General features: G+C 48.0%; 23 protein-coding genes. 10 read left to right on the forward strand and 13 right to left on the reverse strand.

Translation table 11 applies throughout. The annotated features are described in order from the left end of the window. Nucleotides 1-3: 3 nt before the first annotated feature. From KNP93_RS13610 to KNP93_RS13620, 3 genes are all read left to right on the forward strand, one after another. On the forward strand, nucleotides 4-1,308 hold the full coding sequence (locus KNP93_RS13610; protein WP_214855771.1) for an HD domain-containing protein: 1,305 nt from the start codon (nucleotides 4-6) through the stop codon (nucleotides 1,306-1,308). Beyond that, nucleotides 1,305-2,156: an aminoglycoside phosphotransferase family protein gene (locus tag KNP93_RS13615; RefSeq protein WP_214855773.1), complete on the forward strand. Its 852-nt coding sequence runs from the start codon at nucleotides 1,305-1,307 to the stop codon at nucleotides 2,154-2,156. The genes KNP93_RS13610 and KNP93_RS13615 overlap by 4 nt, the downstream gene beginning before the upstream one ends. A gap of 124 nt (nucleotides 2,157-2,280) precedes the next feature. Continuing rightward, a complete protein-coding gene (locus tag KNP93_RS13620; RefSeq protein WP_114597149.1) occupies nucleotides 2,281-3,459 on the forward strand; it encodes a NupC/NupG family nucleoside CNT transporter in 1,179 nt (392 codons plus the stop codon). An 88-nt stretch (nucleotides 3,460-3,547) separates the two neighbouring features. Here KNP93_RS13620 and KNP93_RS13625 read toward each other — a convergent pair whose 3' ends face one another. Together KNP93_RS13625 and KNP93_RS13630 are read right to left on the reverse strand one after the other, a co-directional pair. Beyond that, nucleotides 3,548-4,177 (reverse strand): NAD(P)-dependent oxidoreductase, encoded by a 630-nt coding sequence (locus tag KNP93_RS13625; RefSeq protein WP_131503270.1) that lies wholly within the window; start codon nucleotides 4,175-4,177, stop codon nucleotides 3,548-3,550. A 75-nt stretch (nucleotides 4,178-4,252) separates the two neighbouring features. Beyond that, on the reverse strand, nucleotides 4,253-4,438 hold the full coding sequence (locus tag KNP93_RS13630; RefSeq protein WP_114597147.1) for a 2-hydroxymuconate tautomerase: 186 nt from the start codon (nucleotides 4,436-4,438) through the stop codon (nucleotides 4,253-4,255). A gap of 167 nt (nucleotides 4,439-4,605) precedes the next feature. On the opposite strand from KNP93_RS13630, the gene KNP93_RS13635 reads away from it, so the two are divergent. Beyond that, nucleotides 4,606-5,133, forward strand: coding sequence for a hypothetical protein (locus KNP93_RS13635; protein ID WP_114597146.1), 528 nt, complete (start codon nucleotides 4,606-4,608; stop codon nucleotides 5,131-5,133). 70 nt (nucleotides 5,134-5,203) lie between these two features. Next, a complete protein-coding gene (locus KNP93_RS13640; RefSeq protein WP_131503271.1) occupies nucleotides 5,204-5,698 on the forward strand; it encodes a YwhD family protein in 495 nt (164 codons plus the stop codon). A 47-nt stretch (nucleotides 5,699-5,745) separates the two neighbouring features. On the opposite strand, the gene KNP93_RS13645 is transcribed toward KNP93_RS13640, so the two are convergent. Then, entirely contained in the window at nucleotides 5,746-6,588 is an 843-nt protein-coding gene (locus tag KNP93_RS13645; protein WP_131503272.1) for a metallophosphoesterase, read from the reverse strand. A 79-nt stretch (nucleotides 6,589-6,667) separates the two neighbouring features. Continuing rightward, entirely contained in the window at nucleotides 6,668-8,224 is a 1,557-nt protein-coding gene (locus tag KNP93_RS13650) for a BCCT family transporter (protein WP_131503273.1), read from the reverse strand. Between the two features lie 389 nt (nucleotides 8,225-8,613). Between KNP93_RS13650 and KNP93_RS13655 the strand changes: the two genes are divergently transcribed. From KNP93_RS13655 to KNP93_RS13675, 5 genes are all read left to right on the forward strand, one after another. Beyond that, complete coding sequence (locus tag KNP93_RS13655) at nucleotides 8,614-9,288, forward strand: NAD(P)H-dependent oxidoreductase (RefSeq protein ID WP_131503274.1); 675 nt, start codon at nucleotides 8,614-8,616, stop codon at nucleotides 9,286-9,288. A 143-nt stretch (nucleotides 9,289-9,431) separates the two neighbouring features. Continuing rightward, nucleotides 9,432-10,271 (forward strand): polyamine aminopropyltransferase, encoded by an 840-nt coding sequence (speE, locus tag KNP93_RS13660; protein WP_026829494.1) that lies wholly within the window; start codon nucleotides 9,432-9,434, stop codon nucleotides 10,269-10,271. 60 nt (nucleotides 10,272-10,331) lie between these two features. After that, nucleotides 10,332-11,204 carry an agmatinase gene (gene speB / locus KNP93_RS13665; RefSeq protein WP_012369162.1) on the forward strand — a complete coding sequence of 291 codons (873 nt, stop codon included), beginning with the start codon at nucleotides 10,332-10,334 and terminating at the stop codon, nucleotides 11,202-11,204. 318 nt (nucleotides 11,205-11,522) lie between these two features. Continuing rightward, entirely contained in the window at nucleotides 11,523-12,317 is a 795-nt protein-coding gene (locus KNP93_RS13670; RefSeq protein ID WP_214855775.1) for a DUF4397 domain-containing protein, read from the forward strand. Then, nucleotides 12,277-12,897, forward strand: coding sequence for a class F sortase (locus KNP93_RS13675; RefSeq protein WP_251138828.1), 621 nt, complete (start codon nucleotides 12,277-12,279; stop codon nucleotides 12,895-12,897). Before KNP93_RS13670 ends, KNP93_RS13675 begins: the two co-directional genes overlap by 41 nt. Before the next feature lie 51 nt (nucleotides 12,898-12,948). Here KNP93_RS13675 and KNP93_RS13680 read toward each other — a convergent pair whose 3' ends face one another. From KNP93_RS13680 to KNP93_RS13720, 9 genes are all read right to left on the reverse strand, one after another. Further along, nucleotides 12,949-14,256, reverse strand: a complete 1,308-nt coding sequence (locus KNP93_RS13680) for a protoglobin domain-containing protein (RefSeq protein ID WP_214855778.1) — start codon at nucleotides 14,254-14,256, stop codon at nucleotides 12,949-12,951. Nucleotides 14,257-14,463: 207 nt separating this feature from the next. Continuing rightward, complete coding sequence (locus KNP93_RS13685; RefSeq protein WP_131503277.1) at nucleotides 14,464-14,688, reverse strand: hypothetical protein; 225 nt, start codon at nucleotides 14,686-14,688, stop codon at nucleotides 14,464-14,466. 84 nt (nucleotides 14,689-14,772) lie between these two features. Beyond that, entirely contained in the window at nucleotides 14,773-14,979 is a 207-nt protein-coding gene (locus KNP93_RS13690; RefSeq protein WP_114597139.1) for a cation transporter, read from the reverse strand. After that, entirely contained in the window at nucleotides 14,976-17,108 is a 2,133-nt protein-coding gene (locus KNP93_RS13695; RefSeq protein ID WP_214855781.1) for a heavy metal translocating P-type ATPase, read from the reverse strand. The genes KNP93_RS13690 and KNP93_RS13695 overlap by 4 nt, the downstream gene beginning before the upstream one ends. Before the next feature lie 12 nt (nucleotides 17,109-17,120). Next, a complete protein-coding gene (locus KNP93_RS13700; RefSeq protein WP_214855784.1) occupies nucleotides 17,121-17,417 on the reverse strand; it encodes a metal-sensitive transcriptional regulator in 297 nt (98 codons plus the stop codon). Between the two features lie 291 nt (nucleotides 17,418-17,708). Continuing rightward, nucleotides 17,709-19,241 (reverse strand): DHA2 family efflux MFS transporter permease subunit, encoded by a 1,533-nt coding sequence (locus KNP93_RS13705; RefSeq protein ID WP_214855786.1) that lies wholly within the window; start codon nucleotides 19,239-19,241, stop codon nucleotides 17,709-17,711. A gap of 230 nt (nucleotides 19,242-19,471) precedes the next feature. Next, entirely contained in the window at nucleotides 19,472-19,798 is a 327-nt protein-coding gene (ytxJ, locus tag KNP93_RS13710; protein WP_131503281.1) for a bacillithiol system redox-active protein YtxJ, read from the reverse strand. Between the two features lie 5 nt (nucleotides 19,799-19,803). Further along, a complete protein-coding gene (locus tag KNP93_RS13715) occupies nucleotides 19,804-21,429 on the reverse strand; it encodes an acetolactate synthase large subunit (protein WP_131503282.1) in 1,626 nt (541 codons plus the stop codon). Next, entirely contained in the window at nucleotides 21,426-22,865 is a 1,440-nt protein-coding gene (locus tag KNP93_RS13720) for an NAD-dependent succinate-semialdehyde dehydrogenase (RefSeq protein WP_131503283.1), read from the reverse strand. Before KNP93_RS13720 ends, KNP93_RS13715 begins: the two co-directional genes overlap by 4 nt. Nucleotides 22,866-23,109 lie beyond the last annotated feature (244 nt).

A 23,109-nucleotide genomic window follows, 5' to 3' on the forward strand; every position in this document is an offset into this window, starting at 1 on the left:
TGTATGTATCAGTCACTGGGACAGCTAAAAGAAACAAAAGTATTCAAGGATCCCGTTCATCGCTACATCTATGTCAGCGACCAATTGATTTGGCAATTAATCGGAACAAAAGAATTTCAACGTCTCCGCCGGATTAAACAGCTCGGCACATCATTTTTGACGTTCCATGGAGCCGAGCATACCCGTTTTCATCACTCGCTTGGCGTGTACGAGATTACCCGTCAATTGATTGATGTCTTTAATGGTCGCGCCGATTGGGACGATCAGTACCGCGAATTGACACTCGTCGCCGCACTCTTGCACGATGTCGGTCATGGTCCGTTTTCCCATGCCTTTGAAAACGTCTTTGGTGTTGATCATGAAGAATGGACGGAACGGATTATCCTTGGGGATACAGAAATCAAACAGGTCCTCGATCAGGTCGGGGAAGGATTTGCAGAAGAAGTCGCGTCAATCATCAACAAAACCCATCCCAATCAATTGCTTGTGACGATGATCAGTTCCCAGCTCGATGTCGACCGGATGGATTACTTGTTGCGGGATGCACATTTCGCCGGTGTCAGTTACGGAAAGTTTGATCTCGAACGGATGTTGCGTGTCCTGCGTCCGGCACCGAATCAGATGGTCGTCAAGCAGTCCGGGATGCATTCGATCGAAGATTACATCATGCGGCGTTATCAGATGTACTGGCAGGTCTATCTCCATCCCGTGACGCGTTCGAGCGATTACTTATTAAAAGCGATTCTTGAGCGGGCAAAAGAACTGTATACGGGCGGGTATGCCTTCACGATTGATCCGGTCCACTTAAGTCCACTTTTTACACAACAGATGTCGCTGAAGAATTATTTGGCACTGGATGAGACGATCGTCTACTTCTATTTCCAGCAGTGGGCAGAGGAAGAGGACGCCGTATTAAGCGATTTAGCACGCCGGTTCGTCGACCGGAAATTATTTAAATATGTGGATTATCCGGCAGAAAAGCGCGCGCGTGTCCATGAGAAACTGTGTACGTTATTTGAAAAAATCGGGCTCGATCCCACTTATTATCTGCTCGAAGACAAGCTCAGCCGCCTGCCGTACGACTTATATGGAGATAATGGCGAAATCAGTAAACAACCGATCATGCTGCAGATGAAAAATGGTCAGATGAAAGAAATATCGCAAGTCTCACCGCTCGTTCAGGCGATTGCCAATTCACGTCAGACGGATGAAAAGCTATTTTTCCCGCAGGAAATCCTGCATGACTTACGGGAATTTGCGAACGAGAAGATGCAAATCGATCAATTGTTACTCGGCGAAGAAATATGAACAATATCATCGCAACCATCTTAAAGCATGCCGGCTTGGAAGGGGAAGCGGTTATCCCCTTAAAGGGAGCGACTTCCTCGTACGTGTTTCGAGCGGGGAATAGTGTCTTTCGAATTCATACCAATCCTGCCTGGCTAAAGCAGGAACCGGACCTCGTCGCGCACGAGGTCTTTGCGTTACGGGCGACCGGTAGATTAGGGCCGGATGTCGAAAATTATCAATTGACGTGGGAGGGGGAGATTCCCCCATGGATTCAAATGACGTGTTTACCGGGAGAAGTCCGACTCGAACCGTTAAATCGAGCGTACCTCAAACAATTGGCAAAAACGCTAGTTGCGATTCATCAACTGCCGGTTCCAGAAGCCCGGTACCGGTATGCACCATACGTGACAAAGCGAACGGTTCCTTTTTGGGCAGTTCAAAAGGAGATGTGGCAACGGGCTGTGGCAGAACCGCCGGCAACGAGTCAACAAGTTCGATTCATCCACCGCGATTTTCATCCGGTCAATGTGTTATACGAATCAGCTGAAAAGTATAACGTAGTCGATTGGATTAGTGGCTGTGTTGGACCCATTGAAGCAGATGTCGCCCATTGCCGATTAAATCTGGCGTTGCTTGAATCGGTCGAAGCAGCAGATCAATTTTTAGCTGAATATATTGCTTGCAGTGGATTTTCGTACGATCGGAAATGGGATTTAACAGCTGTTTTTGATTTTGAACCGGACACCCTCGATGTTTATCCCGGTTGGAAAGCATATGGGAAGGCGAACATCAGTCAGGGCAATGTTCGGGAACGGATGGAAAACATTGTATTGAAAGTTTATGAAAATGACGAAAGCGGTTACTAAATGAACTTTACCCCTTGCAGTTCTTCCGAATGTTGATTATTGTAGTACTTGGGAAAGAGATTGAACGTCAGACCTCGTACTTATGTACAACTGATAAAATAAACTATGGATTGAGGGATAGTTCGTGAAATATTTAATCGCAATACTGGGACTTGTCATCGTGTTTGGTTTGGCATACCTTGTCAGCAGTAATCGTAAAAGCATCAAATTGAAACCGCTTGCGGTCATGCTAGTGCTTCAGCTTGTCCTGGGATACATTCTGTTGAACACGTCATTCGGCTATATCGTCATTAAAGGGATCGCTCAAGTCTTCGAAAAATTGCTCAGTTATGCCGCGATCGGTATCAACTTTGTCTTCGGTGGATTAGCGAACGAAGGCGCGCAACCATTCTTCATCAACGTCCTGTTGCCAATCGTTTTCATCTCGGCTTTAATCGGAATTTTGCAGTTCACGAAAATCCTGCCGCTCTTAATGCGCGGAGTCGGGTTCGTCCTTTCGAAAATTAACGGAATGGGACGACTTGAGTCATATAACGCCGTAGCGTCAGCAGCGATCGGTCAATCAGAAGTATTCATCACGGTTAAAAAGCAAATTGGTAAATTACCGCCTCACCGTCTGTATACATTATGTGCGTCTGCGATGTCGACAGTTTCGATGTCAATCGTCGGTGCATACATGACGATGGTCGAACCGAAATATGTCGTCACAGCAATCGTCTTGAACCTGTTTGGTGGATTCATGATCGTTTCAATCATCAATCCGTATACAGTTGATCCAAAAGAAGACATTTTGGAAATCGTGGAAGAAAAACAAACGTTCTTCGAAATGCTCGGCGAATACATCATGGATGGATTCAAAGTCGCGATCATCGTCGGCGCGATGTTGATCGGATACAATGCTTTGATCGGCATGGTCAACGATATCTTCTTGATGGTTCTCGGTATCTCGTTCCAGGATATTCTCGGTTATATCTTCGCACCATTCGCTTTCATCATGGGGATTCCGTGGGCGGAAGCAGTCAGTGCCGGTAGTATCATGGCAACGAAACTGATTACAAACGAATTCGTCGCGATGCTCAGCCTGCCTGAATACGCAAAAGAATTCTCAGCACGGACACTTGGAATCGTTTCCGTTTTCTTGATTTCATTCGCCAACTTCTCGTCAATCGGGATCATCGCGGGTGCTGTCAAAGGACTCGACGATCGCCAAGGAAGTGTTGCAGCGAGCTTCGGACTGAAATTGCTTTACGGAGCAACACTCGTCAGTGTCTTGACGGCAATCGTCGTCAGTATCTTACTCTAAATCACATACGAATGGCAGATCTGTCATTTCTTAAAACAAAGCAGGACCCGACTAGAAAATCGGGTCCTGCTTTTGGTTTCTACTATTTTTAGCCGCGTGAAGCAATTCCGACCCGTTCGCGATGGAACAGCCCTTCATCGTAAACGTCATAAGCGAAGCGGGCGACATTGATGCGGGGGATTGGACCGGTTTCGTGGGTGAATCGATTGGATTCAATCAAGACGTCCTCGATCGCATCTTCTTCGACGAGTTGTGTCGGACAAATGATGGTATAGTCGACATCTGCGTCTTTTAACGTCAAGTAGGCTTTGAGATGATCTTCAGCTGCAATCGTCGAGCGACGACGGGATTCACTGGATTGGAAACGATATTTTCCCGGTTCTTCCGAAGCATCAAGAATGCCGGCCGTTCCGACGAACACGATTCGTTCGATTTGCTGTTCTTTCATTTTAATGATGAGGTGGGGAACCGCAACAGAAAGAATTTGTTTTTGATCGGTTCCTAAACAGCTGAAGACGGCAGACGTCCCAGCGATGACCCGTTCGAGATCGTCTGCATCCGTCGCATCTCCTTTTATAACCGTCAAGTGGGGATGGTCAGGTAGTCCATGCTGCTCCGATCGGACAAGGACCCGGACGTCATGTCCTTTCTCCAATAGTAAATCCAGTAAAGGCCGTCCTGTACGTCCGGTTGCCCCAAGTAAGCTGACTTTTGCCATGATGATTCATCCTTCCTGTGATAAGTATATGGAACAGGAGGAACGACGGGTTAAATCGTTCCTCCTGAAAAGTGTTTATTTGTCGGCGAACATGACGCCGGCTTGACCGTAATCGGTTTTCTCCATCTCTTCGATGAAAACCGTAATATTTTCTTTTGGCGCATCGACGGATTCAGAAACGGCTGCTGTGACTTTTTCGATCAAAGCACGTTTTTGCTCCACTGTGCGTCCGGATAACATTTTAACAGTAACGTAAGGCATGTCAGATTCCTCCTCTTAGCATAAGTACAATACGCCCTCAGTATACCGTACGCCACCCGGGTTCCGTCAAACCGCACATTGAAATTGAAAAAGATGGGTATAGAACAGGAATAGTCTGTCGGAAGCAAGAAGTAGTACTTAATAAATGATGAGGATGAGGTGAAGGCATGGAGATGGAACCGGTGATTCGTAAAAAAATCCATACGCTACTGATTTTTGACCGCGCTTTACCAGAAGACAACACATACCCGTTATCAGGCGCAAAAGGTCTCGAAGTCGCAGATGTCTTATTTGATCAAAATATTCCGTTTGGACGGCTCGTGACGGATAAGGAATTGGCAGCGCTTGTCGGAAATGAAGAAGCAAAACGCTACGGGATGTTGACGTTGCTTCGGGATGAGGACCGCTTCAAGCCGATTTTTCAAAATCGTAAACCGACACCTGATATTGAAGACGAGTTGGCAGAGCGGATTCGGGAACTGGCCAAGCAATTACGGGCGATTCGTTCGAAATGTTCATCACTGGAGCGGATTGTTCTGTTCGGTCGTGCCTCGCAAACGTTGTATGACCGGGCATTGGTGCAACTGGAAGAGTTGAATCCACCCGCTCATGAAGAACTCACGTCCCTCGAATGTCTGCGGTTACCAACGATCCGTCGTGTCACCCGGGAGCAGCTTGAGACACTCAAGCGGTAAACGAAGGCTTGCACCGACTGTTGGATGCGGTATGATAGAAGCAACAGTAGTAAAAGGGGACAAGTAAACGATGGAAAAGAAAATTAACTTCAATATCATTTCAGATAACTCAACGGACGGGCATGGTGGATTTGGTGTCGGAACACTCAGTCTGAACAGCATGTCACCGGTCATCATCTCGCCGGAAGACGGTGAAGCCTATATTGATATGGGTGCGATGCATGCGAAAGCAGCTATCGAGAAACGGATTAAATTCACGACGGACAAGGCGGATTCACCAAACGGAAAGCTGTACTGGATCGTTTGGGTGACGGTTGGCCGGAAACCGGAAGGATTTTATTACGGTGGCGTCGCAGCGTGTGACCTGTTAGTTGATGTCGAAGCACGACGCGGCTTTAAGATTTTAGCAGATCATGTCAATAAGATGGATAAATCGTTAAAAGGACGGATTGTCGTCGATCATATGGACGATACATCGAAACACTTGTTGCGTGACTTCCTGCAAACACATAAACCGGAGATGTGGGAAAATGCTGAACCTGAGTTGCATGAAGCGCTCACTTAAAAATAAAAGTGCCGACTCTGTGAAAGAGTTGGCACTTTTTTGATTGATTATCTGCGTAACGTCACGACAATTAACTCAGGGTGATTAAAGATTCGGAACGGAAATAAGCTGTTGCCGAGCCCACGGCTGATGATCAACCGTGTGTTCTCCATCGTATGCTGTCCAGCTGTCAGTTCAGGGAAAAAGCCTTGACCGGGAGCATACATGCCGTCCGTGAACGGTAACCGGATTTGTCCGCCATGGGCATGACCCGATAACACCAAATCGACTTTCCGTTCCGCGTACAACGGTAAATATTCCGGACGGTGCGCCATCAATAGTTGAAAAGCACGGGGATCAGCAGTCGACTGGGCTTGATCGAGACTTTGCCGGATGCCATCCGGCTCCTGCAGCCCTTCACTCCAACGGGTCGTCGTCGGATCGTCAATTCCAAGCAACTCAATGAACTGACCGTCTCGTTCAAGCGGAACGGACGTATTTCGAAGGACGGTGACGCCAAGTCGTTCAAGCTTCGGTAAAATCGTCAAATTCAGACGGACTTCATGATTGCCTGTCACGAAATAGACCGGATAGTCCGGTATCAGCTGTTTCATCAGCTGAAGTGCTTCTTCTTCTCCATTACGTCTTGAATCAATCAAGTCACCGGTCATTAAGATGACATCCGGCTGCAGTTTATTCACTTTTTTCAAAAGAACCTTTTGACGGGAACCAAAGGATTTACCATGCAGATCGGCAATCTGTAAAATCTTATAGTCATTAAACGCGGCAGGCAGTTTATCCGATTGGACCGTTACTGCCGTCGTGTCGATTTGATTATTTTCCCGGTACAAAAACCAGCTACTGAGAGCGAGAATGCCGATGGGAATAAACCATTTTTTCTTGACGCGCAAGTCTTCACCCCTTTTCTTGTATTCAGCATACCAAAAAGACCCTGACTTCCGCCTGACGGAAGACAGGGTCTGACTGCAGTTAGGCTTCTTTTTTCAACTCGTCGGCTGATTTCGCAGCATCCGGTTCATTGGACAGATCCATGAACAGGGCAATCACCATCATCCCGACAACGAAGATGAACGGGAAGGCGGCAAGGACAGCTGCGGCCTGCAAGGCGCTGAGTCCGCCTGCGTACAAGAGAACAGCTGCGATTGACGACTGGATGATTCCCCATGTCAATTTGATGCGGAGACTCGGCAACAGACTACCGCCGGAAGATAACATCCCGAGGACGTACGTCGCGGAGTCGGCAGACGTGATGAAGAACGTCGTGATCAAGAAGACAGCAATGATACTGAGGAATGTTCCGAGACCACCGAATGTTTCGAACAAGGCGAACATACCGGTTTCGACTCCTTTTTCGTTGACCGTTGAAATGAGATCAACATTGTTGAACAGTTCGTTCCAAATCGCAGATCCACCGAAAACAGAGAACCAGAGCAGACCGAAAATTGTCGGTACCAGCATGATGCCAAGTACGAACTCACGAATTGTCCGTCCTTTTGAGACACGGGCGATGAACGTTCCGACGAACGGCGACCAGGAAATCCACCATGCCCAGTAGAAGATTGTCCAGTCATTGATCCATCCCCGTTCATCGGGATTGAAGGCTGACGCCCGGAAGCTCATTGTCGGTAGGTTTTGCAAGTAAGCACCTGTCGTTTGAACAAACAGATCCATGATGAAGCTGAACGGTCCGAGGAAGAGAACCCCAACCATCAAGAGGATCGCCAAGACAATATTGGCGTTGCTCAAGCGGACGATTCCTTTATCAAGACCGGAAGCGGCACTCATCATATAGAGGACGGATACGACTAAAATGATGATTAATTGGGTCATGAAGGAGTTCGGGATGCCGTCGACAAGGAAGTGAAGTCCACCTGAAATTTGTTGGGCTCCGAGACCGAGTGACGTGGCAACACCAAATGCCGTAGCTACAATGGCAAGTACTTCAACTGTTCCTTTACCGGCCGCTTCGTACTTCGGTTTCATCAGGGAAGCAACGGTATCACCGATTGTGGCCGGACGTCCTTTACGGAACGTCGAGTAAGCGATGGCGAGGGCGACGACCGCGTAGAGTGCCCACGGATGCAGACCCCAGTGGAAAAAGGAATAACGCATGGCGAGTGGAGCAGCTTCTGTTAAATCATTTGTTGCGACCGGGGGGGTATGAAAATGGGTCAGTGGTTCTGAGACACCCCAAAAGACTAAACCAATCCCCATGCCGGCACTGAATAACATCGCGAACCATGAGATAAGACCGTACTCGGGACGATCGGAGTCCTTACCGAGTCGGATTGAACCAAAACGTGAAAAAATTAAAAAGATGGCAATTAATAAAAAGGCACTCATACCAAAAAGATAAAGCCAGCCGAAGCCGTTCGAAACAAAGTTTTGAGCGATGCCTGTGACATTGCCAAGATTTGCGGCACCAATGAGTGATTCAGGCAAGATTCCCCATATGGTAAAGAGCACACAGAAAATGACAGAGATGATAAAGACATTCGTAATTTTACTTTTTCGTTTATTTTCCATCGTGATCAACACCTTCTTTCGAATTTTACATGTAGTTTTGTAACTCTTTTAGACAACGACATTAGTAATACCCGTGTCATTTGAAAACAAAACTTTATCACGCAAGTTCTAACCGTAACAAAGATGGAGCAGACTGGCAAACCGAAATGGGTAATGATGGAAAGGGGACGGACAGTAGAAAAACTAACGAAATTTAAATAAAGCCTGAAATGACGGGTCTGAATCAAGGGGATAGAAAAGGTTGAAATGATCGAATTATTTATTATTTCCCGCTTCAGATGTTTTGTAACATGCATTTCAGATACATTGATGAAGCAAAAAAACAGACGGAGTGAAACGGGTTTGATATCGTATCAGGTAGTCATCATATTAATCAGGAGGAATCAGTTATGAATCACAATCAGACAAAACAACAGATTATCGATGCTTTTCAGTTCCGGCATGCAACCAAATCATTTGATCCGACTAAAAAAATAACAGAAGAAGATTTTTCATTTATTTTGGAGACAGCGCGTCTTTCACCGAGTTCTTTCGGATACGAACCATGGAATCTGCTTGTCATTCAAAACGAAGCCGTTCGAAATGAGATTCGGGACGTCTCGTGGGGAGCACAAGGTCAATTGCCGACAGCGAGCCACTACGTCATCTTTATGGCCCGGACAGGTGGACAGATGCAACCGGACGGGGAGCACGTGAAACATATGATGGATGTACTCGGTCTGTCGGATGAAGCAAAAGCCGGTCGGACAAAACGGTACGGTCTGTTCCTCGAAGAAGATTTCAAGATTGGGGATAATGAAAAGGCGATGGCCGATTGGTCGGCGAAACAAGCTTATATCGCGCTTGGAAACATGATGTCGACAGCAGCGCAAATCGGCATCGACTCGTGTCCGATTGAAGGATTCGATCAGCAGGCAGTGGAACAGATTCTCGAACGGCACGGTGTGCTCGACCGGTCTGTTTTCACCGTACCGGTCATGGTCGCATTCGGCTACCGGGCGGATGAACCGAAACGGGCGAAGCAGCGTCGGTGCCTGGATGAAATCGTCACGTTCGTCGACTAAAAAAACAGTCGAATCTTTTCGAATTATATAGAAGTTTCTTTCAAAGTCCGGTATACTCGCATTTGTATGATTAAGAAGCGCCGTAAACGCCACTCGCATACGAACAACTTTTGTCTTGATGAAAGAAAGGGGTTCTATCGCAAATGGAACAAAAATTAAAGTTATGGTTCACGGAACACCAAACGGAAGATTACGGTATCACATTCCGTGTCAACCACGTTTATGAGAGCGAACAAACGGAGTTTCAACGCCTGGAGATGGTTGAGACGGACGAGTTCGGTACAATGTTGTTACTTGACGGAATGGTCATGACGACAGATCGTGATGAGTTTGTCTATCACGAAATGGTCGCACACGTTCCACTCTTCACACACCCGAATCCAAAATCTGTTTTGGTCGTTGGTGGAGGAGACGGCGGAGTCATCCGTGAAGTCTTGAAGCATCCATCTGTTGAGAAGGCGGTTCTTGTCGAAATCGACGGAAAAGTCATCGAATACTCGAAAAAATATTTACCAAACATCGCAGGTGGTCTTGATGACGCACGTGTTGAAGTCATCGTCGGAGACGGATTCATGCATATTGCAGAAGCAGTCAACGAATATGATGTCATCATGGTGGATTCAACGGAACCGGTCGGTCCGGCCGTCAACCTGTTCACAAAAGGATTCTACTCAGGAATCTCAAAAGCATTAAAAGAAGACGGTATTTTCGTCGCTCAGTCGGATAACCCGTGGTTCACACCGGACTTAATCCGTGATGTGCAACGCGACGTTAAAGAAATCTTCCCGATCACAAAACTCTACATTGCCAACGTTCCGACGTATCCGAGCGGTCTGTGGACATTTACGATTGGATCGAAAAAACATGATCCCCTCGCTGTCGCACCAGAGCGTTTCCACGATATCGAAACGAAATACTATACACCGGAACTTCATACAGCTGCATTCGCGCTACCGAAGTTCGTCAAAGACTTAACGATTTAATTAAACGTCAGGAGTGTTCCGTTTTCAGGGGCACTCCTTTCTATGACTGGAGGAATAATGATGCGATTTGATGAAGCTTACTCAGGTAAGGTATTTATCGCGAGTCAACCGACTCACGAAGATGCAAAAGGTGTGTTGTACGGTATGCCGATGGACTGGACGGTCAGTTTCCGCCCCGGTTCACGGTTTGGTCCGGCCCGGATCCGTGAAGTCTCACTCGGACTTGAAGAATACAGTCCGTATCTTGACGGCGATATCGCCGATGCGAAACTGTTTGACGCTGGAGATATCCCGCTTCCATTCGGTAATGCGCAAAAATCACTTGATATGATTGAAGAATACGTAGACTCGTTATTGACGGCAGGTAAGTTCCCGCTCGGTATGGGCGGCGAACACCTCGTTACATGGCCGGTCGTCAAAGCTTTTGATAAACATTACGAAGATTTTGTTGTCCTGCACTTTGATGCGCATACGGATTTACGCGATTCGTATGAAGGTGAGCCGTTGTCACACTCGACACCACTTAAAAAGATTGCGAACTTAATCGGACCGGAAAACTGTTATTCATTCGGGATTCGTTCAGGGATGAAAGAAGAGTTTGAATGGGCGAAGACATCTGGTTACAACCTGTTCAAATACGAAATCGTCGAACCGTTGAAAGCTGTTTTACCAAAACTTGCCGGTAAAAAGGTCTACGTGACGATCGATATCGATGTCCTTGATCCGTCAGCGGCGCCGGGAACAGGAACACAGGAAATCGGCGGCGTGACGACAAAGGAATTGCTTGAAGTCGTCCATATGATTGCACGGGCTGATGTTGACGTCATCGGAGCTGATCTCGTAGAAGTTTGCCCGGCGTATGATCAGTCAGACATGACAGCAATTGCGGCTGCTAAAGTCTTGCGTGAAATGATGATTGGTTTTATAAAGTAAAAGAAAAGGTCAGATCCGTTTTTGCGGAATCTGACCTTTTTGTTGTCAGACAGACAGTTCATACAAACCGCAGTTACCAAAACCGAACAGCAACAGTGCGGGTACACAGTAAAATGAATGTGATCATACGGACGGAAATCATCTCATTTCGTCAGGAAACTTAATGTGTTTTTCCTGACAAGAAAGCACACTCAGACATTTACAGGTTTGAACAATTGCTTTAAGTTTAAGATGTCACCACAAACAGAATATTCTGAATGTAAAACGAAATGTTGGTTTGAGAGCGAAATACATTATGACATGAGAGGTGGAAAAAAGATGAAGAAACTCTTATCTTTCGTCACAGCTGCTCTGCTATTCGCACTATTTGTGCTCCCGGTAGGTGCAGCAGACGATGCAATGGTTCGTGTGATTCACGCTTCACCTGATGCTCCCGCAGTGGACATCGCCGTCGATGGCAAAAAAGCAGTCTCAGGAGCAGAATTTAAAGCCGTTACAGATTATCTCACTCTCCCAGCCGGAGAACATAAAGTAGAAGTCTTCGCAGCCGGTACAACAAAAGATCCTGTACTTTCTCAAACACTCAACATCGAAGCCGGAAAATTCTATTCTGTAGCCGCAATCGGTAAATTGGCAGATATCAAACTTGCTGTCATGGAAGATAACGGCAAAGGCGAAGATGGAAAATCAATGGTCCGTGTCGCTCACTTTGCACCGGATGCACCAGCCGTTGATGTCGCACCAAAAGGTGGAGATCCGCTCTTCAGCGACCTCGAGTTCTCGAAAGTCTCTGACTACGGTACACTGGATGCCGGTACGTACGACCTTGAAGTACGACCAGCCGGTGCAACGGATGTCGTTAAAGCACTCGATGGTATCAAACTCGACAGTGGCAAAAACTATACAGCACTCGCAATTGGACTCCTTGAAGGCGAACCGGCCTTTGACGTCCTCCTGATTCCGGACGGCGGTGAAATGGCAGCAATGCCGGACACTGGTCTTGGCGGAACAACTGAAAATTCTTCGATGGCGACAACTTGGGCACTCGTAGCACTTTCTGGAGCTGCACTTGTTGGGACAGCTTATGTCGTCCGTCGTAAACAAAACGCGTAATCTCTTATTATTTCTCACCGTGGTGCTTGCAGGGTGTGGAGGAGCAGAAGAGGCTTCTCCGCCGCGCTCTGAGGAACCGGCACCACCTGTCGTCGAATCACCGGCACCAAAGTCTGACTCAAAAGCAGAAGCCGTCGAAACATTCATACCGAACCGTTTAAAAATCCCGGCGATTGATGTGAATGCAAAGATTGAAGTCGTTGGAAAAGATGATAAGGGACGGATGGATGTTCCGAAGCAGACGGATCAAGTCGGTTGGTACCAATACGGGGCAAAAGCCAATCAGACCGGCAATGTCATTTTGGCAGGACATTTAGATGACACGGATGGTCCGGCTGTCTTTTATGACTTGGCAAAAGTGAAACGGGGACAACGGATTGAAGTAAGTTCTAAAACGGGAGAACAGGTTTCATACGTGGTGACGAACGTAATGTCTTATCCCGTTGACCAGGCACCTGTCGGATCAATTTTTGGTGCGACACTTGCGCAACGTTTAACGTTAATCACCTGTGTCGGAACGTTTACCCAATCAAAAGGATACGATCAGCGATTGGTTGTGACCGCCGAACAGGAAAAATAAACGAAGGGACCTTTCCGCTAACGGAGAGGTCCCTTCGTTTGTTTCGTTTGCTCAAGCATTGACTTCAGAAGCGGCAACGAGATCTGTCGTTAAGGCAGACAATCCTTGGGTCGTCTGACTGATTCCTTGAATCGTTTGAACGATTTGGCTTAAGTCGTTTTTGTTGCGACCGAACATCTCCAGATAGTTTTCCATTTCCTGTTTAACGGTATGGATACCGCTCTTCACTTGTTGAAGTTCGTTACGGGAAGCAGAATTTGACCGGGTGATATCATCCATTTGGGAAACAAGTTCATTGATGTTCCCGTTATTTTTTTGAATCAACGTATTGATACTGCTGCTGAGTAATTTCGCATTTTCCGCCAAGTTACGGACTTCGATTGCGACGACAGAGAATCCTTTACCGTGTTCACCGGCACGAGCCGCTTCAATGGAAGCATTCAAGGCAAGTAAGTTCGTCTGATTGGCAATATCTTCGATGCCTTGTGTCATCTTGACGATTTCGTCTGATGTCGTTTTCAGTTGCTGGATACTTGTCAATGAAGTGCTGACCTGTTCTGTTGCCTGTACAAACTGCTGCTCCATTTTATCCATTTTCGTCTCATTTTCTGACGTCAATCCGACCAGATTACGGCTTGTTTTTTCCGTTTGATCCGTTTCGGATAAGATTTGTGTCGCCCGGCGGCTCGTCTCGGAAATCGCTTCTTCCGTCTGTTCGACGGTGCTTGCGACTTCTTGACTGACACGGACGACGTCCTGCAACAGACGGCTCCGTGATTCGTTGGCTGCACTCACTTCATGCAAGCGGGCATCAACATACTGGCTTGTCACGATTTGAGCATCAAGATTCATCGCATGATTCAGCGCCAGAATCGCATTCGTCAATCGTGCCGGATCATGTTGGAAATGTTCGACGATTTTTGGAATCAACAATGTATTGAACGCCGCATAAGAAGCGATGAACCAGGTCACCGGGACGAAGTTACGGTTATGGGTTTTCCCCATTCGTGTCCGCATCGCAAGAAATTTATCATCCATATTTCCTGTCAATAAACTACCGAAGTAGTCGGCAAATACTTTTTTCAGACGTTCGCGTGTGGATGAATTTTGAGCGATTTGAACCATTTCAGGATGAAGAAGTAAATGATCAAGTACTTGCTCGAGCACTTCATCCAAAATGCTGTTGACGATAGGCGCCATGGCTTTCAAAGTTTGCAGATGTTCTTCCGTATAGCCCATGTATTCCAGGCGTCCGGTTAAGGTCGGATCACTGGTTTTAGTGATTAGTCGTTTGTCTGGGAATCCGATTGTCGCCTGATAGGTCGACATCGATGATTTAGCTTTAAATGGATTGCGCACGATATGCCCCCGATTTTCTTGGAATTAAGATTTTTAATGTCTTATTTGTTATCGGCTGTTTTAAGAACTCTGATAATCGTTTTCTGAAGAATTTGTCGGATGTGAATAAAGTATTGACCTGAAATCAAAAAACTCATGATCAAGGACCATGAGTGGAATGACCGCTTCTGAAACGAAGGGTACCTGCTATATATGTCAAACGGTGATTTAAACCGGTTGATCTTCTTGGAAGGCTTTTTTGGCATCGACAATCGATCGCATCCGATTCACACAAGTTTGGACGAATTGAATGTCGATGGACGTAAACCGGGTGACAGGTCCTTTGGCTGATTCAGCACTGAATGTGAAGGTTCCGAGATTCCAAAGTTCGATTTTAAATCGTTTTCCTTTGTTGTCATCGAAGTGTTCTACGAATTCGATTTTCGGTACCATACGAACCCCTCCTTGTAGAACCATTCCCGTTTTTTTCAAAATAAAAAAGCCAAACTGCATGTTTCGCGCAGTTTGACTAAAAAATTAGGCAGTCGGAACATCGTATCCAATTTCTTCAATCGCTTCGACGAGACGTTCTGTTGCGACGTCTTCATGTGTCACCGTAACATTGTTGTCTGCAAGTGAGACGGTTGCATTCGTTACACCATTGAGTTCGTTTAACGCCGATTCGACGCTTGCTTTACAGTGATTGCACGTCATTCCGACGACAGTTAAAGTTGTTTCTTTCATGATTGGTTTCCTCCTTTGGATAGTGGAATACGTTTTAAGCGTAACGCATTTGTGACGACAGAGACAGAGCTGAATGCCATCGCGGCACCTGCGACCCAAGGGGCAAGCAGGCCGAGGCAGGCAATCGGAATCCCGATTGCATTATAACCGAGGGCGAAAAACAGATTCTGCCGAATGTTCTTCATCGTTTGTTCGCTGAGCCGGATGGCTGTAAGGACTTGCTGCAGGTCATGTCCAAGTAACGTGACATCTGCCGCTTCGAGTGCGACATCTGTTCCGCTGCCGAGGGCAATCCCGACATTTGCCGTCGCAAGAGCCGGCGCATCATTGATCCCGTCTCCGACCATCGCGACCCGTTGTCCTTTCGATTGAAGGGCTTTGATATGATCAGCTTTTTCAATCGGCAGGACATCGGAAAAGACATGGGTCTGTGGAATCTGAAGTTCCGTTGCGAGTTGTAGGGCGACTTCGCGCCGGTCTCCGGTCAGCAGGTAAACCGCTTTTGTCTGCTGAATCTCCTGAATGACCTGTTTGGTAGTCGGTTTCAGCTCATCCCGGATCGCATAACCCGCTTCAATCGTTCCGTTTACCGTGACATACACAACGGTTGCGCCGACAGATGTCCAGTCGGGCAGGGAGAAGCCGTGTTCCTCCATCATCCGTGCCGACCCGACCATGATGTCCTGATTCATAATCGATCCCCGGACACCGCGTCCCGGATCGACTGTAAAGTGTTCGATGTCAAAGACGACATCGCGCTCTTCGGTAATGGCATGAGCCAGTGGATGTTCCGATTTTTTTTCAAGAGCCGCTGCAAAATCGAGTGCCTGTTCCTGTCCGAACGTCTCGATCACGACCGGGCGGCCAATCGTCAATGTTCCGGTCTTATCAAAGACAACAGCATCCACGTGTTGTAACGACTCGAGTTGTGCTCCTCCTTTAAACAAAACACCGTGTTCTGCCCCTTTACCCGTCCCGACCATGATCGATGTCGGAGTCGCAAGACCGAGGGCACAGGGACAGGCAATAACGAGAACGGCAATTGCCGGACGAATCGCTTCGGCGAATGAACCGGTCGTCCACCACCAGACGGCAAGCGTCACGAGTGCTATGGCGACGACGATCGGGACGAAGATACCGGAAATCCGGTCGGCCTGACGCTGAATAGGGGCTTTTTCCGTTTGCGCTTGTTCGACGACACGGATGATGCTTGCGAGCATCGTCTCCTGACCGACTTTCGTGGCTTGAATCGTCAGGTGACCGTTCGTGTTCAAAGTCCCGCCGATTACAACATCCTCGATTCCTTTATGAGCCGGAAGTGGTTCTCCGGTCAACATCGATTCGTCGAGATGAGCATCACCGGCTGTGATGACACCGTCGACCGGAATTTTTTGACCGGGTTTAACGATCAACTGCATGCCGGGTTGAACCTGATCGAGTGAAACCGTCCGCTCGACGCCTTGCTCCAGGACGATAGCATCTGTCGCCTGCAAGGAAAGGAGGCTTTTGATGGCACCCGTTGTTTGTTGTTTGGCACGATCCTCGAGGACTTTTCCGAGCAGGACGAGCGTAATCAGAACAGCACTGGTCTCAAAGTAGAGATTCGGCATCACCGGGTGAATCATCATTTCGGCAACGGAATAGAAATAGGCTGCGGACGTTCCAAGTACGACCAGGACGTCCATGTTGGCACTCCCGCTCCGAAGACTTTTATAGGCACCGACATAGAAGGGGGCACCGATGATGAACTGGACCGGCGTCGCCAGGGCGAACTGCAGCCAGGGGTTCATGAGCCAAGGCAGATGGATCGGACTGTTCGGAATGTGGGAGACCATACTGAGCAGTAACGGCAGGGACAAGAAAGCGGCAATCCAAAAACGGTAGAGCATCCGGCGGTTTTGCACCTGTTCGTGTGGCGTCGTTTTAATCGTGGCACCATATCCGATTTTTTTAATCTTATCTAAAATCAGTTGTTCATCCATCTCTTCCGGAACATCAATCCGTGCTGTTTCGAGCGGCAGGTTGACGGTGGCTTCGACTCCGTCCATCCGGTTCAAGACCTTTTCTATCCGGGCCGAACAGGCCGCACACGTCATGCCTTCGATATTCAGTTCCATCGTTTTCGACATTGAAATCCCTCCTTACTTCTTAAGACGGGCAATAACGGCCATCAGTTCATCAACGTAGACATCTGTATCCTGTTTGCCGGTCGCCGCATCGTGCATACAAATTTTGACGTGGCGTTCGATGACCTGCAACTCGACTTGGCGGAGCGCCGCTTGAATCGATGCGGTCTGGGTCAGGATATCGATACAATACCGGTCTTCTGCGACCATGTTGGCAATGCCGCGGACTTGGCCTTCAATTCGTTTTAAACGTTTCAATAAGGCGTCTTGTTCTTCCGCGGAACGGGGAACAAGAGGATGATCGTGCGTCATGGGGACACCTCTTTCTTGGTTAGTTGATACATTGAGTATATCATATAGGTATAGGGGGTACTAGTATAAAGATTGATTTTCAAAAAAACCAAATGAAAAAGGCAACGGATTTGGTGTCCGTCGCCTAATCATCAAAGAAAAAGTGTTCGTTTGCTCGAAATCGCTTCCTAGGAAAAAAACAAGCAGGAGCGACCCTGCAGCGAAGCGAAGCGGCGCGATGATTGTTCCAGGAAAACGATTCAAAGCAAACAACAAGAGGTTCTTCCCGATAACGGGAAAAACCTCTTGGCGTTATTGATTGGAAACTTGCGGTTTAATGATTTGTTCATTCAACGACCGGTTACTGATCATGTCTTCCGCTTGGGTCGCCCGTTTAATGAAGAACGACAGAACAAACGCGAGACCTGCGATGAACGTTGAGATGAAGAACGCATAGTTGATGCCGTCAAGCGTTGCCTGCATGATGATTTGTTGTTTCATCGCGGCTGCGGCTTCCGCTGTGGGTTGGCTCGTCATGTTTTTCGCTGCTTCTTGTGCAAGTTCCGTTCCACGCGTTTTTGCGTGCGTAGACATGATTGTAACGAGAAGTGCCGTTCCGATTGCACCGGAAACTTGTTGCAACGTATTATTCATCGCCGTTCCGTGCGGATAGTAACGCGTCGGTAATTGGTTGAGACCGTTCGTCGAGACCGGCATCATGACCATCGACATCCCGAACATCCGGAGTGAGTAGAGAATGATCAAGTGTGTATAGGTCGTATCCATTTTAAGCTGACTGAAATAATAACTCGTGACGACGGTGATGAACAAGCCTGTGATGGCAAGTGGACGACCGCCGATTTTATCAAACAGTTTCCCGTTGATCGGTGACATGACCGCCATGAGGATCGCACCCGGCAGTAACATCAGACCGGCATCGAGCGGAGAAATTCCGCGAATCGTCTGAACGTAAATCGGTAACAGCAACATACCGGAGAACATCGCGATTGTGACGACCATCGAGATGACGGACGATAAAGCAAACATCGGATAACGGTAAATTTTGAAGTTCAGCATCGGACGTTCCATTTTCAACTGACGTGTGATGAACGTGACGAGTGCGACGACTCCGATAATCAACGCTAAAATGACTTGCAGACTGTCCCAACCTTTTGAGCCGGCAGAACTGAAACCATAGAGCAGACCGCCGAATCCGAAGGACGACAAGACGACAGACATAAAGTCGAGTTTAGCGTTAGACCGTTCTTTTACATCACGAAGCAGGACGAATCCGGCAACGAGGACAAGTAAGGCGATTGGTGTAATGAAGTGGAACAACATCCGCCAATCGTAATGTTCGATGATCCAACCGGAAAGAGTTGGACCAATTGCGGGAGCACCCATCATGATGAGTCCGAAGAAGCCCATCGCCGTTCCGCGTTTTTCAATCGGGAAGCTGACGAGCATGACGTTCATCAGAAGCGGCATCATGATTGCGGATCCGGAAGCCTGGACCATCCGTCCGGCAAGCAAGACCGGGAAAGCATCCGCGAAGCCGGCAAGAATCGTACCGGCAGAGAACAACGTCATCGCGAGCAGGAACAGACGACGGACTGAGAATTTTTGAATCAGGAAAGCAGAGGTCGGGATCAAAATCCCGTTGACGAGCATGAAACCGGTCGATAACCACTGGACCGTTGACGTTTCAATTTCAAGATCCTTCATGATGGAAGGTAAAGCAATGTTCAGTAATGTGTTATTTAAAAAAGCGATAAAGGCACCAATCATCAATACGGCAAGGATGCCGTAAGGGGGACGAGCGGTAGCAGATTTTTCGTGTGACATGGTTTTCCTCCTTAATGAACTAACAGTACACAATTCTATACGGTCGTTATATCTGTTGTCTATCTTAATCTGAATTAGCTTGAATTACAAATATTAATAGCTAAGAAAGGTAATTTTATTTGTTATGAAGAAGACGGGCTGTAATGGAATATGAAATCATCAAAAAAACGTGCGCCTTTTCCTGTTAGGAAGCAACAGGAAAAGGCGCACGCTTAGAAATGCCGGGACAATCATCCGACGTGCGTGTGTAAGGCATCTGTCGTGATGTCATAATGAGAGGTCGTCCAGACCGCTTTTCCATCTTGAATGAACAAGACTTGCGGTGATTCATGCCGGACGTTGTACTGTTCTGCGATGTGATTCGATAATGTCCGTGCTTCCTGAATCAATAAATAAGCAGTCGGAATTTCTGTCGTATCCGCATACTTCGTATAGGCGGAAAAACCGGCTGAACTAATCGGACAGGTCGTGCTGTGTTTACAAATCACGAATGTTGCATGTTCGGAAACGAATTGATCAAAGTCGGAAATCGATTGTAATTTTCTGAGTTGTGTCATTTTTATCAGCCTCCATAAGTCCGTAAACGGTCACTTAACTTCAGATTTTCCCTGTAATCGACCGGACAGTCAATTAAAACGGGTCCGTCACTCAGAAAAGCTTGTTCAAGACAACTGGACAGGGTGCCATGTTCTCCGACACGCAGACCAAGTGCTCCAAAGGCGACCGCCAGTTTGACGAGATCCGGATTGTCGAATTCGATATAAGGTGCACGACCGTACGCTTGCTGTTGTTTCCATTCAATCAGTCCGTATGTGCCGTCGCGCCAGATGATGACGACGATCGGCAATTTCAACCGAACTGCGGTCTCGAGATCCTGACCGTTCATTAAGAAGGCACCGTCACCTGAAGCGCAGAGGACACGTTGATCCGGGTGCAACAGTTTAGCGGCAATCGCACTCGACAAGCCGTATCCCATCGAAGAAAAACCGTTCGAGATAAACAATTGATTAGGGCGTGTCGTCTGAAAATGCCGTCCGAGCCATACTTTGTGGGCCCCGACGTCTGAAAAAATCATCCCGTCCTCACCGGTTGCCTGTTCGAGCTCACGCACGATGCTTTGGGGATGCAACGGAAGGGCAAGGGAATACGTCGCCCGGATTTCCTGACGCAACCGGTCGCGGTCCTGTTGCCATCCAGTCCAGGACCGGTTCGGAATACTTTCCGAAAGCAGATGCAGAATGTCAGGTAACGAGCCAATTAAATTCGCGACGACAGGATAGAACTGATCGATTTCATGCTGATTCGTATCAATATGCAAAACGGGCGTCTGATTCGGATTCCACTTCGAGGGCGGCAACTCTGTAATATCGTAGCCGACAGCGATAATCAAATCACTTTGATCCAGAATCCGTTGGTTATAATCGGCATTCGGTAAGCCGATCGTATGGGCTGCGAGCTCATGAAAAGACGAGATTGTTCCTTTTCCCATCATCGTCTCGACGACAGGGGCGCCTAACCGCTCGAAGAAAGCATGAAAAGCATCCGTAGCGCCACTCCGGTTGATACCGAATCCGGCAATCACGACCGGCCGTTCTGCTTGTTCGATTTGTAACAGGACATCACTGTCCGTAACCGATGTCGGATGCAGGAAGGTCGGAGTACTGTCGCGTAAAATCGGTGTCTTGGCATCAACATCGGCTTTTGCGATATCTTCCGGGAACGAGAGATGCGTCGCACCGGGTTTTTCGGAAACCGCCTTCGCGAAGGCTTGGCGAACGACTTCTGAAATGATGTCTCCCGACACAATCGATGTACTTGCTTTCGTGATCGGCCGATACATCTCGACTAAATCAAACATTTGATGGGACGCTTTATGTTGGCGCCACGTCGCACCTTGTCCGGTAATGGCGACGACCGGCGAGTGATCCATCGTCGCACTTGCGATTCCCGTCATCATGTTGGTCGCTCCGGGACCAAGCGTCGACAGACAAACGCCGGGGCGCCCGCTCAACCGGCCGAACATCGAAGCCATGAAGGCGGCATTCGTCTCATGACGTGTCGTGATGAACGTGATATCTGATTTGCTGATTGCTTCAAGTAAGGTGATGTTCTCTTCACCGGGAACGCCGAAAATGTGCGTGACTCCCTCGGCCTCCAGACACTGGACAAATCGTTCGGCCGCGTTCATTGGTCGAGTCCGCCAATCGATACATACTTCGTCTCAAGGTAGGCTTCAAGACCTTCCGATCCGCCTTCGCGACCGACACCGGATTGTTTCATACCGCCGAACGGGGCCTGAGCGGCTGAAGGCACACCGTCATTCCATCCGACGATGCCGTAGTCGAGATGCTCGATGGCTTTAAAAGCGCGGGCATAATTGTTCGTAAAGACGTAAGAGGCAAGACCAAACGGCGTTTGGTTGGCATAATGGACAGCTTCTTCATCCGAACTGACGCGCTGGACAGGTGCGACCGGACCAAAGGTTTCTTCATTCATGATCAGCATCTGCGGAGTGACATCCGCAAGAACGGTTGCCTCATAATAGTAGACTTCGTTTTCGTCATCCGTTTGTCCTGATCCGCCGGTGACAACGCGGGCACCCGCCGATGTCGCATCATCAACATGTTTTTTGACCTTATCGAAGCCGGCCTTATTGATCATCGGACCGATCTTTGTTTCTTCTTCCAGTCCGTTGCCGGTTTTGAGTTTAGCGGTTTCCTGACCGAGCTTTTCAACGAACGCATCATAGATTGAATCCGATACGTAGATGCGGTTTCCGCAGACACAGGTCTGTCCGCCGTTGCGGAACTTCGATTTGATCGTTTCCCGGACGGCAAGATCGAGGTCGCAATCGTCAAAGACAAGAATCGGGGCGTGTCCGCCAAGTTCGAGTGACATGGCTTTGATGGTCTCTGCGCCTTGCGCCATCAACGTCCGACCGACTTCCGTCGACCCCGTGAACGTGATCTTAGCAACATGTGGATGAGTGGCGAGGGATTCGCCTAAGTCTTTTCCGCTTCCGGTCACCGCATTGACGACGCCGTCCGGAATGCCGACTTCCTGACAAAGTTCAAGCAGCCGGAGTGCAGTCAATGGAGTAGCCGTTGGTGGTTTCAGGACAAATGTACAGCCTGCGACGAGCGCTGGTGCCAATTTCCGGGTAATCATGGCAGCCGGGAAGTTCCATGGGGTAATCGCAGCGACGACCCCGACCGGTTGTTTGATGACGTGGAGACGTTTAGTCGCATCATGCGACGGGATGATCCGGCCATAAGCCCGTTTTCCTTCTTCCGCAAACCACTTGACGAAGTTTGCCGCGTACTCGACTTCACCTTCCGACTCCGCGAGCGGTTTGCCCATCTCGAGTGTCATCAAGCGGGCCAATTCATCTTTTTTCTCAAGCATTTTCGCATACAATTTTTCAAGAAGCGCCGCGCGTTCATAAACCGTCCGTTTCGACCATTCCGGAAAAGCCTTGTGAGCTGCTTCAACCGCTTCATTAACATCGGATTTCGTTCCGTTTGGCACACTGCCGACGATTTCACCTGTCGCCGGATTTTTCACATCCGTCCGTTCACGTCCCTGATCGAGCCACTGCCCATTGATTAAAAACTGCCCCTTCATTTACAAAATCCCCCTTTTTTATTCGCATTGTTAAAGATATACCCGAAGATTGAAAAAAAGATTCGCTTTTCCGAAAAAGGTTGTGCAAATGGCTAGAAATTGACCGATAAACAGTGTAGGATAATTCAGTAAATGTAATGTATTTTTTCAATAACAATTCGTAAAGAATCAAATTTCATACATGTGTGAAGTGATGGAGAATGTCCCGAATCATTGACATTCCAACTGGGTTTGATAAGATAAA

This window comes from Exiguobacterium sp. s166 (assembly GCF_018618855.1).
Taxonomy (GTDB): domain Bacteria; phylum Bacillota; class Bacilli; order Exiguobacteriales; family Exiguobacteriaceae; genus Exiguobacterium_A.

Bases quoted from the DNA above. Each gene is read 5' to 3' on its own strand.
- KNP93_RS13610 (WP_214855771.1), top strand. From the start codon at position 4: ATGTATCAGTCACTGGGACAGCTAAAAGAAACAAAAGTATTCAAGGAT.
- KNP93_RS13615 (WP_214855773.1), top strand. From the start codon at position 1,305: ATGAACAATATCATCGCAACCATCTTAAAGCATGCCGGCTTGGAAGGG.
- KNP93_RS13625 (WP_131503270.1), bottom strand. From the start codon at position 4,177: ATGGCAAAAGTCAGCTTACTTGGGGCAACCGGACGTACAGGACGGCCT.
- KNP93_RS13630 (WP_114597147.1), bottom strand. From the start codon at position 4,438: ATGCCTTACGTTACTGTTAAAATGTTATCCGGACGCACAGTGGAGCAA.
- KNP93_RS13635 (WP_114597146.1), top strand. From the start codon at position 4,606: ATGGAGATGGAACCGGTGATTCGTAAAAAAATCCATACGCTACTGATT.
- KNP93_RS13640 (WP_131503271.1), top strand. From the start codon at position 5,204: ATGGAAAAGAAAATTAACTTCAATATCATTTCAGATAACTCAACGGAC.
- KNP93_RS13650 (WP_131503273.1), bottom strand. From the start codon at position 8,224: ATGGAAAATAAACGAAAAAGTAAAATTACGAATGTCTTTATCATCTCT.
- KNP93_RS13655 (WP_131503274.1), top strand. From the start codon at position 8,614: ATGAATCACAATCAGACAAAACAACAGATTATCGATGCTTTTCAGTTC.
- speE (WP_026829494.1), top strand. From the start codon at position 9,432: ATGGAACAAAAATTAAAGTTATGGTTCACGGAACACCAAACGGAAGAT.
- speB (WP_012369162.1), top strand. From the start codon at position 10,332: ATGCGATTTGATGAAGCTTACTCAGGTAAGGTATTTATCGCGAGTCAA.
- KNP93_RS13670 (WP_214855775.1), top strand. From the start codon at position 11,523: ATGAAGAAACTCTTATCTTTCGTCACAGCTGCTCTGCTATTCGCACTA.
- KNP93_RS13685 (WP_131503277.1), bottom strand. From the start codon at position 14,688: ATGGTACCGAAAATCGAATTCGTAGAACACTTCGATGACAACAAAGGA.
- KNP93_RS13690 (WP_114597139.1), bottom strand. From the start codon at position 14,979: ATGAAAGAAACAACTTTAACTGTCGTCGGAATGACGTGCAATCACTGT.
- KNP93_RS13695 (WP_214855781.1), bottom strand. From the start codon at position 17,108: ATGTCGAAAACGATGGAACTGAATATCGAAGGCATGACGTGTGCGGCC.
- KNP93_RS13700 (WP_214855784.1), bottom strand. From the start codon at position 17,417: ATGACGCACGATCATCCTCTTGTTCCCCGTTCCGCGGAAGAACAAGAC.
- KNP93_RS13705 (WP_214855786.1), bottom strand. From the start codon at position 19,241: ATGTCACACGAAAAATCTGCTACCGCTCGTCCCCCTTACGGCATCCTT.
- ytxJ (WP_131503281.1), bottom strand. From the start codon at position 19,798: ATGACACAACTCAGAAAATTACAATCGATTTCCGACTTTGATCAATTC.
- KNP93_RS13715 (WP_131503282.1), bottom strand. From the start codon at position 21,429: ATGAACGCGGCCGAACGATTTGTCCAGTGTCTGGAGGCCGAGGGAGTC.
- KNP93_RS13720 (WP_131503283.1), bottom strand. From the start codon at position 22,865: ATGAAGGGGCAGTTTTTAATCAATGGGCAGTGGCTCGATCAGGGACGT.